Here is a 12984-nt window from a genome sequence, read left to right on the forward strand (position 1 = left end):
GGCCGCGGTTCCGGGCCGGGGCGGTCGTCGGACCGGGGTGGGTCAGGGGGCGGGTGAGGTGGGTGGGGTGGGGCGGGGGCGGCCGTGGTGGCGGCCCCGGCGGGTGCGGAGGCGGGAGGCCGTGAGGTGCCGCGTCGTCGGCGCCGGGAGTCCGGCCAGCGCCGGGTGGAGCTCCTCCTGCCGGAGCCGTTCCGCGACCGGGTCGGGGTGGGCGGCGGCCGCTTCCCGCTGCCGGACGTCCAGGTCCAGCCAGCGGACCTGCGCGACCAGCGCGAGGCCGGTGACGACCGCCGCCGTCCACTGGAGCGGCCCGTGCGGCATCCGGTCCAGCAGCGCGACCGTGGCGAGGGTCAGTTCCATGGCCAGCAGCGTCATGCCCAGGACGGCCAGGCAGCAGGGCGCGTCCCGCCGGGGACGGGGCAGGCCGGCCCTCAGGACGGCGCCGCACTCGGCGTGGAACTCCGCGCGGACGGCGCGCAGTTCCGGATCCCGGAGCACCAGGTTGCCCAGCGCCGCGGGCGCCGTGCGGCGGCGCAGCGCCGCCAGCAGGGCGTCCGGCAGCGGATGCCCGGCCGTACGGGCCGGGTCCGCGCCGGCGGTGGTGAGCCGCAGGTTCCCGCGGTGGTTGACGGTGACCAGCCCGTCCAGCAACAGCCGGGCGGCGGCGGCCTGGACGTCGTCCTCCGCCCACCAGCGGCCCGCCGCGGCGTGGTACGGATCGACGCGCAGCCCCGCGCAGTACGCGGCCACCGCCCGGTCCCGGCGGCGGCGCGCGCCGAGCATCCCGTACAGCAGGGCGGTGACGGGCAGTACGACTGCGCAGGCGAGTATGACGGGGTCCATCCGCCGAGCCTAGGACCCGGGTCCGACACGGCTCACAGGCGGTGCACGAACTCCTGCGGCAGGGCCAGCGGGTACCGTCCCGTCGCCAGGATGCGCAGGCCCGGGGCGACGGCCAGCAGCCGCCTCAGCCACTCCAGGGCCTCGGCGGTGAGCAGTCCGCCCCCGTCGAGCACCAGCAGCATGTCCCGCTCGGCCAGGTACGAGACCGCGTCCGCGGTGCCGCACGGCAGGAAGGGCATGCCCGGTACGCAGCCCAGCGCGGCGATGAGTTCACGGACGCCGGAACGCCGTTCGAGGGTGACCACGGCCACCCCGTCGCAGAAGTTGGACGCCAGCCGTTCCCCGATGCCGCGGACCAGCAGGCTCCGCGGCCCGCTGAAACGGCCCGTCACCGTCACCACACGGCCCCGGCGAACGGCGCTGAGGAGCCTCGACAGTTCGCCGGACGACACCGGCAGGGTCCCGATCGGCACGATGCCCCCCATGCATGCGTGACCACCTACGGAAACGGCGGCCGTTTCCGGCCGACGTGCAGACGATTATGCGCCAGCTGTGCCCCAGGGCCAGGGGAACGCCGCATTCCGGTGGAACCGTGACGGACCGGTCATGATCGCGGCACTCCGGGCCCCCCACGGACTGCCGCGCCCGGCGTAGCTCCGGTGGTCCGAGTGACGTACGTGCCGCGCCCCGGCGTCCGGCGAACGGTTGTCCGCCGGACGGGAATCCGCTCTACTTCTGTCCAGCCCCGCACGCGGGCATATTCCAGGGGAGGGCCCGACCATGACGGCGAACCACCGCAAGAGGCCGTTAGCGCACCGGCGCCGCGCGGGCTTCCGCGCACGTCGCCCGGTGCTGTCCTTCCTGGTCGCCGCCTGCCTCCTGGTCGCCGCGCTGGCCGCGGCCGGCCTGGTCTGGGACCCGTTCCCGGCCGGCGCCGGACCCGCCGGCCACGCCTCCGGCACCGGCGTGCCCGGGACCGCCGTGCACGGCGGCCGCCCCGACGCCACCCCCGCCGTCCCGGTCCCCGCCCCGGCCACCACCGGCCCCTCCGGCACGCCCGCACCCGGCGCCACCGGCGGCACCGGCAACGGCACGGGCGGGGATCCCCAGGACGGCGACGGGGCCCCGACGCGCCCCGCCGGCGCGCTGCCCTTCGACATGCCCGCACCCGCCACCCTCCGCGCGAGCGGGAAACTCGTCTTCGCCCACTACTTCACCCCCTACCCCCTCTCCCTCGACAACGCGCCCGCCGCCCAGGACTACTACACCCGCAACTACCTCCACCCCGACGGCGAGAACGGCAAGCACGACGCCTACGGCGGACTGCTGCGCGACCGCCCCCTGCCCGTCGCACCCCAGCCCGGCGACTGGCAGCTCGCCAACCTCAAGCGGGAGGTCCGCACCGCCCGCGACGCCGGCCTCGACGGCTTCACCCTCGACCTGCTCTCCCTGTCCGGGCAGAACTGGGAACGGTGCAAGCTCCTGCTGGAGGCGGCCCGTTCGGTGGACCCCGCCTTCCGCATCATGCTGATGCCGGACATGACCTCCCTGAAGACCGACGACCCCGCGGTCCTCGCCGGCGTCCTCGCCGAACTCGGCCGCGCCCCCTCGGCGCACCGCCTCTCCGACGGCCGGCTGGTGGTCTCCCCGTTCAAGGCCGAGCAACAGAGCGCCGACTGGTGGCGCAAGGTGCTGGACACCCTCCGCGAACGGCACGGCATCCGCACCGCCTTCGTCCCCCTCTTCCTCGACTTCGGCGCCCACAGCGCCGCCTTCGCCCCCATCAGCCACGGCTTCTCCGAATGGGGCAGCCGCTCCTACACCGGCCAGGAGAGCTCCGCCCGCGACGTACGCCGCGCCCACTCCCTCGGCAAGATCTGGATGCAGCCCGTCTCCGTCCAGGACGCCCGCCCCAACCAGGGCGTCTACGACGAGGCCGGCAACACCGCCACCCTCCGCGCCACCTGGACCCGCGCCATCGAGGACGGCGCCGACTGGGTGCAGCTCACCACCTGGAACGACTACTCGGAGGGCACCCAGTTCGCCCCCTCGGTCCACAACGGCCACACGTACCTCGACCTCAGCTCCTACTACCTGACCCGGTTCAAGACCGGCAGCTGGCCGAGGATCGTCCGGGACACCCTCTACGTCACCGCCCGGACGCAGTTCGCCGGCGCCGACCCCACCGGGGACCAGTCCCTGGTGATGAACCTGCGCAGGGGCAGCGCACCCGCCCGCGACACCGTCGAGGTGCTCAGCTTCCTCACCGCCCCGGCCACCGTACGCACCACCGTGGGCACCGCACGCGACTCCCACCGGGCCCCGGCCGGGGTCCACGCCGAACTGCTCCCGCTGCGCACGGGCACCGGCGCCGCGGCGGTGGAACGGAACGGCCGCACCACCACCGAGGCGCGGCTGCGCTACCCCGTCGCCCGCACGGTCGAGGTGCAGGACCTCCAGTACCAGGGCGTCACCAGCGGCCGGGACGTCCCGACCTGCTGCTGACCGGCCGGACCGCGCCGGGCCCGCGCCGGGCCCGCCCCGGGCCGGCCCGGGGCGGCCGCCGGAGGTCAGACGTACGCGCGCAGCACCGCGGCGAGCCGCTCGTACTCCTCGGGCCGGTTGTAGATCTGGCCGCACACCCGGATGCCGCCGCCGCCCGGCCAGGGCCACACCAGCACCCGGATCCGGTGCCGGGTCGCCAGCTCCTCCCGCAGTGCCACCGCCTGCTCCCGGGTCTCTGCCGTGCCCGGCGGGAGCCGCAGCGAGCGCATCGCCACGCCCGGCGAGTGCGGCAGCGGGCGCAGCCCGGGAAGGCCCGCCAGCAGCTCCGCACCGTACGCGGCCAGCGCCGCGTTGTGCGCGCGGACCTTGGCCGCGTCCAGCCGGGCCAGCAGGTCCAGCCCCTCGGGGGCGGCCAGCCGCCCGGTGTAGTCGGCGGTGGCCCGGAACTCCACGGCACGGGGGAACCCGTGCCGGTCCTCCCAGGACGGCACCAGCGGCTGCACCCGCGACCGGTGCGCCGGCGCCACCGCCAGCACCGCGCTGCCGTGCGGCCCGTAACCCCACTTGTGCAGGTTCCCGAACCAGAAGTCCGCCCGCCCGGCCAGCGGGTCGGCGAGCATGCCCAGGGCGTGCGCCCCGTCCACGACCGTGGTGATGCCCCGGTCCGCCAGATCGGCGAGCAGCTCCGGCGAGGCGATGATCCGTGCCGTGGGCGAGCTGATGTGGTCGAGTACCGCCACCTTCGTGCGCGGGGTGAGCGCGGCGAGGACGGCCTCGCGGACCGCGTCCTCGTCGGCGAGGTCCGGGTCGAGCCGGGCGGTCACCAGCGGCGCCCGGCGGGCCGCGGCCGCCACCACCGTGCCGTAGCCGTGATCGGTGACCAGGATCTCGTCGCCCGGGAACAACGGGGCCGCGTTCACCGCCAGGTTGGCGGCCTCGGTCGCGTTCGAGACGAAGGCGAGACCACCGGGATCCTCGGCCAGGTGCTCCGCGACGCGGGTGCGGGCGGCCGCGAGCCGGTCCGGTACGGCGAGGAAGAAGGCGTCGGGGTCGGCGTGCGCCTCGCGCTGGTACGCCGCCTGCACCTCCTGCACGGGTACCGGAACGGCCCCGTAGGAACCGTGGTTGAGGTGGGCGACCTCGGGGGTGAGCCGGAAGAGCCCGGGGCCGCCCGGGAACTCGCCGGCTGTGGTCGACGCGGTCACGTACGGGGCCTCCGGGGTTCGGAACGGCGGGACGGCGGGGCGGGGCTCGTGACCCCGCCCCATGATCCTCCCCAGCCGGCCGGGGTCCCACACCGGGACGACCGGCCGCACCGGGACGACTGCGGCACCGGGGACGACCGGCGGCACCAGACGACCGGCGGCGCCGGCCGCACCGGCGGCACGGCCGTGGCCGCACCCCGCCCGGACCGGTCCCGACGGGTCCCGAACGGTCCCGACCGGTCCCGACCGGTCCCGACCGGTCCGGACCGTCCGTCAGTCGCCGCGCCGCAGCAGGTACGTGTCCATGATCCAGCCCTTGCGCGCGCGGGCCTCCGTGCGCAGCTCCTCGATCCGGCCGGACACCTCCGCCAGCTTCCCCTGCACCAGGATCTCGTCCGGGGTGCCGACGTACGCCCCCCAGTAGATGTACAGGTCCTGGTCGAGGTGGTGGGTGAACGCGTGCCGGGCGTCCAGCATCACCACCACGTCGTCCACGTCCTCCGGCCAGCCCTCGGCCAGCCGCCGCCCCGTGGTGATCTGCACCGGCCGGCCCACCCGGTTGAGGTTGGTGCGGTGCTTCGCCAGCAGCGCCGAGATGCTGCTGACGCCCGGCACCACCTCGTACTCGAACGCCACCCGGCCGCGCTCCGCCACCTCCTCCAGGATCGCCAGGGTGGAGTCGTACAGCGACGGGTCGCCCCACACCAGGAACGCGCCCGTCTCGCCCTCCGCCAGGTCCTCGGCGATGAACCGCTCGAAGATCTCCGACCGGGCGCTCCGCCAGCCGTCCACGGTCGGCGCGTACCGCTCCGGCGTGCGGTCCCGGTCCGGGTCCCGGCCCTCCACCAGCCGGTGCCCGGGGCGGGCGTGCGCGTCGAGCATGGCCCGCCGCAGCCCGGTCAGGTCCGCCTTCTCCTCGCCCTTCTCCAGGATGAGGAAGGCCTCCGCCGCGCCGATCGCCCTGACCGCCTGCAGGGTGAGGTGGTCCGGGTCGCCCGCGCCTATACCGATCACTGAGAACTTCTTCACGGCGCTATTCTGCCCGTCATGCGCGCCGCCCTGTTCGTCACCTGCGTCAACGACGCGCTCTACCCCGGGACGGGCACCGCCGTGGTCCGGCTGCTGGAGCGGCTCGGCGTCGCCGTCGACTTCCCGGCCGCCCAGAGCTGCTGCGGCCAGCCCCAGTACAACACCGGCCACCGGCACCAGGCCGAGCCCCTGCTGCGCCGCACCGCGCGGGCCTTCGCCGGCCACCGGTACGTGGTCGCGCCCTCCGGGTCCTGCGCGGCCATGGTCCGGGAGCACTACCCGCGGATCGGCGCGCGGGCCGCCGCCGAGGGCCGCGGCACGGAGCTCGCCGACCTCGCCGCCGACCTCGCCCCGCGCGTGTACGAGCTCACCGAGTTCCTCGTCGACGTACTCGGCGTGACCGACGTCGGCGCGTACTTCCCGCACACCGTCACCTACCACCCCTCCTGCCACGGCCTGCGGTCCCTCGGACTCGGCGACCGGCCGCGCCGGCTGCTGGCCGCCGTGAAGGGGCTGGAACTGGTCGAGCTCCCGGGCGCCGAGGAGTGCTGCGGCTTCGGCGGCACCTTCGCCGTCAAGAACCCCGACGTCTCCGCGGCCATGGCCGCCGACAAGCTGGGCAACGCGGGGGCCACCGGGGCGTCCGTACTGTGCGGGGCGGACAACTCCTGCCTGGCGCACCTGGACGGCACCCTCCGCCGCGTCGGCTCACCGATGCGCACCCTGCACCTCGCCGAGATCCTCGCCGCCACCGAAGCGGAGCCGCTGCCGTGACCGCCACACACCTCGGGATGCCGGCCTTCCCCGACGCCGCGCGGGAGGCCGTCCACAACGGCACGCTGCGCGCCAACCTCCGGCACGCCACCCACACCATCCGGGCGAAACGCGCCCGCGCCGTCGCCGAACTCGCCGACTGGGAGCGGCTGCGCGAGGCCGGCCGCGCCATCAAGGACCACACCCTGCGGCACCTGGACCACTACCTGCTCCAGCTGGAGGAGACGGTCACCGCGGCCGGCGGCACCGTCCACTGGGCCGCCGACGCCGCCGAGGCCAACAGGATCGTCACCGGCCTGGTCCGCGCCACGGGCCACCGGGAGGTGGTCAAGGTCAAGTCCATGGCCACCCAGGAGACCGGCCTCAACGAGGCCCTGGAGGCGGCCGGCATCAGCGCCTACGAGACCGACCTCGCCGAACTCATCGTGCAGCTCGGCCACGACCGGCCCTCCCACATCCTGGTCCCGGCCATCCACCGCAACCGGGCCGAGATCCGCGACGTCTTCGCCCGCGAGATGGGGCAGTGGGGCCGCCCCGCGCCCGAGGGCATGGACGACACCCCGGCCGCGCTCGCCGAGGCCGCCCGGCTGCACCTGCGGGAGAAGTTCCTCCGGGCGAAAGTGGGCGTCTCCGGCGCGAACTTCATGGTCGCCGAGACCGGAACCATGGTCGTCCTCGAATCCGAGGGCAACGGCAGGATGTGCCTGACCCTCCCCGAGACGCTCATCTCCGTCGTCGGCATCGAGAAGGTCGTCCCCACCTTCCGTGACCTGGAGGTCTTCCTCCAGACCCTGCCCCGCTCCTCCACCGCCGAACGGATGAACCCGTACACCACCATGTGGACCGGGGTGGGGCCGTCGAAGGGGGCCGACGGCGACGGACCCTCCGCGTTCCACCTGGTCCTCCTCGACAACGGCCGCACCGACACCCTCGCCGACGAGGTCGGCCGGCAGGCCCTGCGCTGCATCCGCTGCTCCGCCTGCCTCAACGTCTGCCCGGTCTACGAACGGGCCGGCGGCCACGCCTACGGCTCGGTCTACCCCGGCCCGATCGGCGCCATCCTCAGCCCCCAACTGCGGGGCACCGCCTCCGACATCGACGCCTCGCTGCCGTTCGCCTCCACCCTGTGCGGTGCCTGCTACGAGGTCTGCCCGGTCGCCATCGACATCCCCGAGGTCCTCGTCCACCTCCGCGAACGGGTCGCCCAGGGCGGCCCGGTGACCCGCGACGGCGTCCGCGTCCGGCTCCGCCCCGCCCGGGGGCACGCGGCGGAACGCGCCGCGATGTATGGGTCCCGGCTGCTGCTGGACCGCCCCGGCGCGCTGCGCGCCGCCGAACGCGTACTGGCCCGGACCCGCCGGTTCCGCCCGCACCGGCTGCCCGGCCGCACCGGCCGGGCCTGGACCGGCACCCGCGAACTGCCGGTGCCGCCGGCGGAGCCCTTCCGTGACTGGTGGACCCGCGAACGGGGGAATCCGGCATGAGCGCCCGGGACCAGATCCTCGCCCGCATCCGCAGGGCGAACGACGCGCACGTCACGGGCCCCGCGGACGGCGCGGCCGTCGCGCGGGCGTACCGCGACGACGTCCCCCGCGACTACCTCACCACCCACGCCGACCGCACCCCCGCCCAGACGGTGGACCTCCTCGCCGCCAACCTCACCGAATACCGCGCCCACGTGCACCGCACCGACGAGGACGGCCTCCCCGGCCTCCTCGCGCGCCTCCTCGCCGACCGCGGCGCGCGCACGGTCGTGGTCCCGCCCGCCCTCCCGCCGCACTGGCTCGCCGGAGCCGGCCCCGCCCGCGTACCCGACCACGACGGACTGGCCACCACCGAACTCGACGGGGCCGACGCCGTCGTGACGGGCTGCGCCCTCGCCATCGCCGAGACCGGCACGATCGTCCTCGACGCCGGACCCGACCAGGGCCGCCGCCGCATCACCCTGGTCCCCGACCACCACATCTGCGTCGTCCGCGTCCCCGCCCAGGTGGTCGACTCGCTCCCGCGGGCCCTGCCCCGGCTGGACCCCACGAACCCGCTCACCTGGATCTCGGGCCCCTCCGCCACCAGCGACATCGAACTCGACCGGGTCGAGGGCGTACACGGCCCCCGCAGGCTGGACGTCGTACTCCTCGGCGCACAATAGGGGCATGCCCTCCCACATCGCCCTCACCGCGCTCCTCGTCGCCGACTACGACGAGGCCGTCGACTTCTACACCCGGGCCCTCGGCTTCGACCTCGCCGAGGACACCCCCAGGCCGGACGGCTCCCGCTGGGTCGTCGTCAGGCCGCCGGGAGCCACCGAGTCGGCGCTGCTCCTCGCCCGCGCCAAGGACGCGGCCCAGCGCGCCCGGGTCGGCGACCAGACCGGCGGCCGGGTCGGCTTCTTCCTCCACACCGACGACTTCGCCCGCGACCACGCCCGCATGACCGCCCGGGGCGTCCGCTTCCTGGAGGAACCGCGCCACGAACCGTACGGCTCCGTCGCCGTGTTCGAGGACCTGTACGGCAACCGCTGGGACCTACTCCAGCCCACCGCCCAGTAGCCGCGGCGCCTCCCGCGCCGCGTCGACCGGTTCGCCCCCCTCCACCCGGCCGGCCAGCTCCCCGGCCCACCGCACCAGCCCGGCCAGGTCCAGCCCGTACGGAGACTCCCCGGCCCGCCCGCCGAGCCCGGCCGCGCCCCGGCGCAGCAAGCGGGCCCCTCCCACCGCGTTCCCCCGCGCGGCGTGCGTCAGCCCCACCGCCAGCTGCGCGAGGGACTTCCACAGCGGGGCCTCGGCGGGCGGCCCGGACTTCCAGGCGTCCTCGAACACCTCGTGCGCGTGGAACGGCATCCCGGCGTCCAGGAGCCGCTGCGCCTCCCGCACCGTCCCCTCGGGCGTCCGCGCCACGCCCTCGGGCTGCCGCGCCACGCCGGGCGCCCCGTACGCCAGCGGCCGGCCCAGCCCGTCCCGCGGCCGCGCGCTCCGCGCCCGCCCGCCGGCGTCCCGGTCCCTGCCGCCCCTGCCCGTGCTGTCTCCCACACCTCCATCCTGCCCCTGCCGGTACCCGTGTGTGTGCACCCCCCGTCGTGCGGTAGTGTTCTTCATGCACCGCCGCCCGGGGGAAACCCCAGGTGAAGGGGCATCGGGACGTGGCGCAGCTTGGTAGCGCACTTGACTGGGGGTCAAGGGGTCGCAGGTTCAAATCCTGTCGTCCCGACTCTGCTCTTCGCAGGTCGGAGGCCGTTCTCTCATCCGTGAGAGGGCGGCCTTTCGCGTGTCCGGGGCCATGGTGGTCGCCATGTGGTCGCACGTCCGGTCTGCGGCCGGGCGGTCGTCGCGCTGAAGGCCAGCGGCACGGGGGAGCGGAGCCGGCGGACGACTTCACCGAGCCGTTGGACCTGGTCGCGTGGTGGTCGCAGCCACGCCGGGCGGCTCGTGTCGGCGCCAACCTTCTCGACTCCGGTGAGGGTGCGGTCGAAGGTGTCGTCGGCTTCGCGGGCGGCCTACGGGTGGGGCCGGTGGACACCGGGCCCTCGCCCTCGCGCTCGGCGACGTCTCCGAACGGCACGAGGCGCTGCGGGCGCAGTACCGGCTCGACCGGGCGGCCCGGCCGGCCGCCTTCCCGGTCCCGGAGGCGGACCGCTCCCCCGACGGTGGCGAACTCGTCCGGTCAGCCCCCCACGCCTCCCGCCCCGAGGCCCTCGAAACCCTGCGGGCCGTCCTGCTCGCCCCGTTCGACGCCGGAGCTCCGCCACCGGGTGTGACGGCAGAGCGCCGCGTCGGGGACCCGCCCACCTGCGGGACGGCGCCCGACGAGCCGGTCGCCGGGCGCGCCACCCGGTGCGCTTCCGGTGCCGGCGAAACCCGACGCACCGTGATCCGCGCCTGGCGTCCGCAGCCAGTCGGCACCACCGGCCGCCCCGTGCCACGGCGGCACGCGCGGACCCGCCGTTCGTCGCCGGGGGCGGCGAGGGCTTTCCGGGGTAGACGGGCCGTGACGAAAGGACGGGCCGCGTGGGCGAGTTGCTGATCGGGACGTGTTCGTGGACGGACAAGGCGCTGGTGGCGGGCGGATGGTACCCGCCCGGGCGGCGCGACCCGGAGGGGAGGCTGCGGTACTACGCCGAACGCTTCTCCGTCGTGGAGGTCGACGCCGGCTACTACGCCCTCCCGAGCGTGCGCAACAGCGTGCTCTGGAGCGAACGCACGCCGCCGCGCTTCCGCTTCGACGTCAAGGCGTTCTCGCTCCTCACCGGCCACCCGACCCGCAAGTCCGCCCTGCCCGTCGACCTGCGCGGCCACGACCTCGGGGACCCGGAGCTGCTCGACGAGGTCTGGCACCGTTTCGGCGCGGCCCTGCGGCCGCTCCGCGAGTCCGGCCGACTGGGTGCCGTACTGTTCCAGTTCCCGCCGTGGTTCGCTCCGGGCGCGCGGGCGGAGAGCGTGCTCCACGTCACCAGGAAGCGGGCGTACCACTGGCCGATGGCCGTGGAGTTCCGCCACCCCGACTGGTGGCGCGAGGACCGGCGGGAGCGCACTGCCGCCCTGCTGCGGGACCTGGACGCCACCGCGGTGGCCGTGGACACCGCCCAGGGTCTGCCCACCTCGATGCCCCCCGTCACCCCCGTCACGTCCTCGAAGCTCGCGGTGGTCCGCTTCCACGGCCGCAGCGCCGACTGGGGGACCGGGAGCAAGGAGGACCGCTTCCGTCACACGTACACGCGGGAGGAACTGGCCGCCTGGCTGCCGCGCCTGCGCCGGATGGCGGACCAAGCGGAGCAACTGCACGTGCTGTTCAACAACTGCTGCGGGGACGCCGCCGTACGCGCCGCCGAAACGCTGCGCGGTCTGCTCGAACCTCCCTGAACCGGCCTTCCGGTTCCCGCCAGGGCGGTGTGGGCGGAACGCCGCGAAAGCCCGACGCTCCGTGGTCCGGGGGACCGGTCGAGGACCATACGATGGAGGCGGCGGTGCACGAAGTCCCGCCCCACACACGGCGACCTGCTCGTCCGCCGGTTGAGGGGGCGCAGGTTCACGTCCTGTCGTCCGTGCATCCGACCCACCACCGCACCCAGACTCGGAGGACCGAGAGAATGACCGGCCTGTCCGCTTTCCCGCTGCCCTTCCAGGCTTCGCGTTCCATACGGTTCACGCAGCCCCGGACACTGCGGGAACTCCAGATGATGGAGTGCAGCTCGCACATCCGGTCGAAGCCGGGATGGTTCGACAAGGTGAACGACGCCGGCATCGTCGCCAGGTGGACGCGGGAAGCGGTCGCCCAGGGCCTCACCGAAGCGCAGGTCCGTTACGTACTCGCCGAACTCGCCCACTACGCCGCCCTGCGGGACGGGCGTACCGGCATCGAGGTGTCCGCCGTCGACGGGGTGTGGCAGTCGGACGCGCTGGTCGACGACGGGCTCAGGTCCCGGCTGCGCGAGGCGGTCCGGGTCCTGGAGGAGGTCCCCGAGGAGGAGAAGGACTGGCATCCCGGCTCCGGCGGCCAGGTCCTGGACCTGGTGCACCCCTCACTGTTCTGCCTGGTGCGGGAGGTGAGCGGCGAGCCCGACCAGGCGTGGCGGAACCCGACGGACCACTACTCGAAGCACGAGTTCTCGGAACGGTTCCAGTGGCTGCCCACGGACGTCGAGGTCGGTGAGGACGGCGAGGTCCGCTTCCTCTCTTACGTCAACAACGTCCACCCCGAGGAGCACCGCGAACTTGCCGCCGTCCTGCCGGACCTGTTCGCGCGGATGCGCCCGCTGCTGGAGAACGTGCTCACCGACCTGCGGCACCCGCGGCCCCCGCGGATCGAGGCCGATCCCCACGGCTGGTACGGCTCGCCGCCGCCGTACCCGCAGAAGTCCGCCTACGATGACGACGCGGCCCACCGGGCAGCCCTGCGCGACTGGCGGCACGCCCACGGCGAGTGGTACGACAACCGCAGCCTGGCCGTCCCGGACGCCCCGGAGTTCACCCCGCCGGAGCCGCTCGCGGAATCCGACCGGGTCGACCTGCGGGGCCGGCGGCTCCAGGTCATCGTCAAGCTCGCCACCGTCCACCTGACCCCCGACGACCCCGAGTACGCGGGCGGTTCCTGGCACGTCGAGGGGATGCTGAACGAGCGGATCGTCTCGACCGGCATCTACTACTGGGACAGCGAGAACATCACCGAGAGCCGGCTGGGTTTCCGCGCCGCGCTCGACGACCCGTACTACGAGCAGAACGACGACGAGGGTGTCCGCGAGGTCTACGGCCTGGAGGACGAGGACGCGCTGAACCAGGTGCTGGGATCGGTGGCGACCCCGGCGGGCCGGTGCCTGGCGTTCCCGAACATCCTCCAGCACCGCGTCGATTCCTTCCGCCTCGCGGACCCCACCCGACCGGGACACCGCAAGATCCTCGCGTTCTTCCTGGTCGACCCGGAGCAGAGGATCGTCTCGACCGCCGACGTGCCACCGCAGCAGCCGTGGTCCGCCACCTCGACCATGACGCGCGAGGAGGCCGAGCGCTTCCGCGAAGAGCTCATGCAGGAACGCAAGTTCTTCGTCGACGAACACAACGAGCAGGTCTACGAGCGGGAGTTCTCGCTCTGCGAGCACTGAACCGCGAGCACTGAACCGCGAGCACTGAACCGCGAG

12 protein-coding genes and 1 tRNA gene are annotated in these 12984 nt (G+C 74.4%); 8 read left to right on the forward strand and 5 right to left on the reverse strand.

The window, feature by feature from the left end; genetic code table 11:
- Window positions 1-42 precede the first annotated feature (42 nt).
- Window positions 43-843: a hypothetical protein gene (locus tag ACFY61_RS22690; RefSeq protein WP_389474524.1), complete on the reverse strand. Its 801-nt coding sequence runs from the start codon at window positions 841-843 to the stop codon at window positions 43-45.
- A 32-nt stretch (window positions 844-875) separates the two neighbouring features.
- On the reverse strand, window positions 876-1328 hold the full coding sequence (locus tag ACFY61_RS22695; RefSeq protein WP_389474526.1) for a hypothetical protein: 453 nt from the start codon (window positions 1326-1328) through the stop codon (window positions 876-878).
- A gap of 295 nt (window positions 1329-1623) precedes the next feature.
- Here ACFY61_RS22695 and ACFY61_RS22700 point away from each other — a divergent pair, with 295 nt between their 5' ends.
- The gene (locus ACFY61_RS22700; RefSeq protein ID WP_389474527.1) at window positions 1624-3348 is read left to right on the forward strand and encodes an endo-1,3-alpha-glucanase family glycosylhydrolase; all 1725 of its coding nucleotides are present in this window, start codon (window positions 1624-1626) and stop codon (window positions 3346-3348) included.
- 65 nt (window positions 3349-3413) lie between these two features.
- On the opposite strand, the gene ACFY61_RS22705 is transcribed toward ACFY61_RS22700, so the two are convergent.
- A complete protein-coding gene (locus ACFY61_RS22705) occupies window positions 3414-4553 on the reverse strand; it encodes an aminotransferase class V-fold PLP-dependent enzyme (RefSeq protein WP_389474529.1) in 1140 nt (379 codons plus the stop codon).
- Window positions 4554-4826: 273 nt separating this feature from the next.
- A complete protein-coding gene (gene cobF, locus ACFY61_RS22710) occupies window positions 4827-5582 on the reverse strand; it encodes a precorrin-6A synthase (deacetylating) (protein ID WP_389474531.1) in 756 nt (251 codons plus the stop codon).
- An 18-nt stretch (window positions 5583-5600) separates the two neighbouring features.
- Here cobF and ACFY61_RS22715 point away from each other — a divergent pair, with 18 nt between their 5' ends.
- Genes ACFY61_RS22715 through ACFY61_RS22730 form a run of 4 tightly spaced genes read left to right on the forward strand, consistent with a single transcriptional unit; the run spans window position 5601 to window position 8905 of the window.
- On the forward strand, window positions 5601-6356 hold the full coding sequence (locus ACFY61_RS22715; RefSeq protein WP_389474532.1) for a (Fe-S)-binding protein: 756 nt from the start codon (window positions 5601-5603) through the stop codon (window positions 6354-6356).
- Window positions 6353-7840, forward strand: coding sequence for a lactate utilization protein B (locus ACFY61_RS22720; protein WP_389474534.1), 1488 nt, complete (start codon window positions 6353-6355; stop codon window positions 7838-7840). The genes ACFY61_RS22715 and ACFY61_RS22720 overlap by 4 nt, the downstream gene beginning before the upstream one ends.
- Window positions 7837-8505: a lactate utilization protein C gene (locus tag ACFY61_RS22725; protein WP_389474536.1), complete on the forward strand. Its 669-nt coding sequence runs from the start codon at window positions 7837-7839 to the stop codon at window positions 8503-8505. The genes ACFY61_RS22720 and ACFY61_RS22725 overlap by 4 nt, the downstream gene beginning before the upstream one ends.
- 4 nt (window positions 8506-8509) lie before the next feature.
- Window positions 8510-8905 (forward strand): VOC family protein, encoded by a 396-nt coding sequence (locus ACFY61_RS22730; protein ID WP_389474538.1) that lies wholly within the window; start codon window positions 8510-8512, stop codon window positions 8903-8905.
- Here the strand turns inward: ACFY61_RS22730 and ACFY61_RS22735 are convergent.
- Complete coding sequence (locus ACFY61_RS22735) at window positions 8882-9385, reverse strand: DUF309 domain-containing protein (RefSeq protein ID WP_389474540.1); 504 nt, start codon at window positions 9383-9385, stop codon at window positions 8882-8884. The genes ACFY61_RS22730 and ACFY61_RS22735 overlap by 24 nt on opposite strands.
- 104 nt (window positions 9386-9489) lie before the next feature.
- On the opposite strand from ACFY61_RS22735, the gene ACFY61_RS22740 reads away from it, so the two are divergent.
- The 3 genes from ACFY61_RS22740 to ACFY61_RS22750 all read left to right on the forward strand — a co-directional run bounded on the left by ACFY61_RS22740 (window position 9490) and on the right by ACFY61_RS22750 (window position 12948).
- Window positions 9490-9563, forward strand: a tRNA-Pro gene (locus ACFY61_RS22740).
- Window positions 9564-10360: 797 nt separating this feature from the next.
- Entirely contained in the window at window positions 10361-11212 is an 852-nt protein-coding gene (locus ACFY61_RS22745) for a DUF72 domain-containing protein (RefSeq protein ID WP_389474541.1), read from the forward strand.
- A 227-nt stretch (window positions 11213-11439) separates the two neighbouring features.
- On the forward strand, window positions 11440-12948 hold the full coding sequence (locus ACFY61_RS22750; RefSeq protein ID WP_389474543.1) for a DUF4246 domain-containing protein: 1509 nt from the start codon (window positions 11440-11442) through the stop codon (window positions 12946-12948).
- The last annotated feature ends 36 nt before the right edge of the window (window positions 12949-12984 follow it).

Source organism: Streptomyces sp. NPDC012888, from assembly GCF_042900645.1.
Classification (GTDB): Bacteria; Actinomycetota; Actinomycetes; order Streptomycetales; family Streptomycetaceae; genus Streptomyces.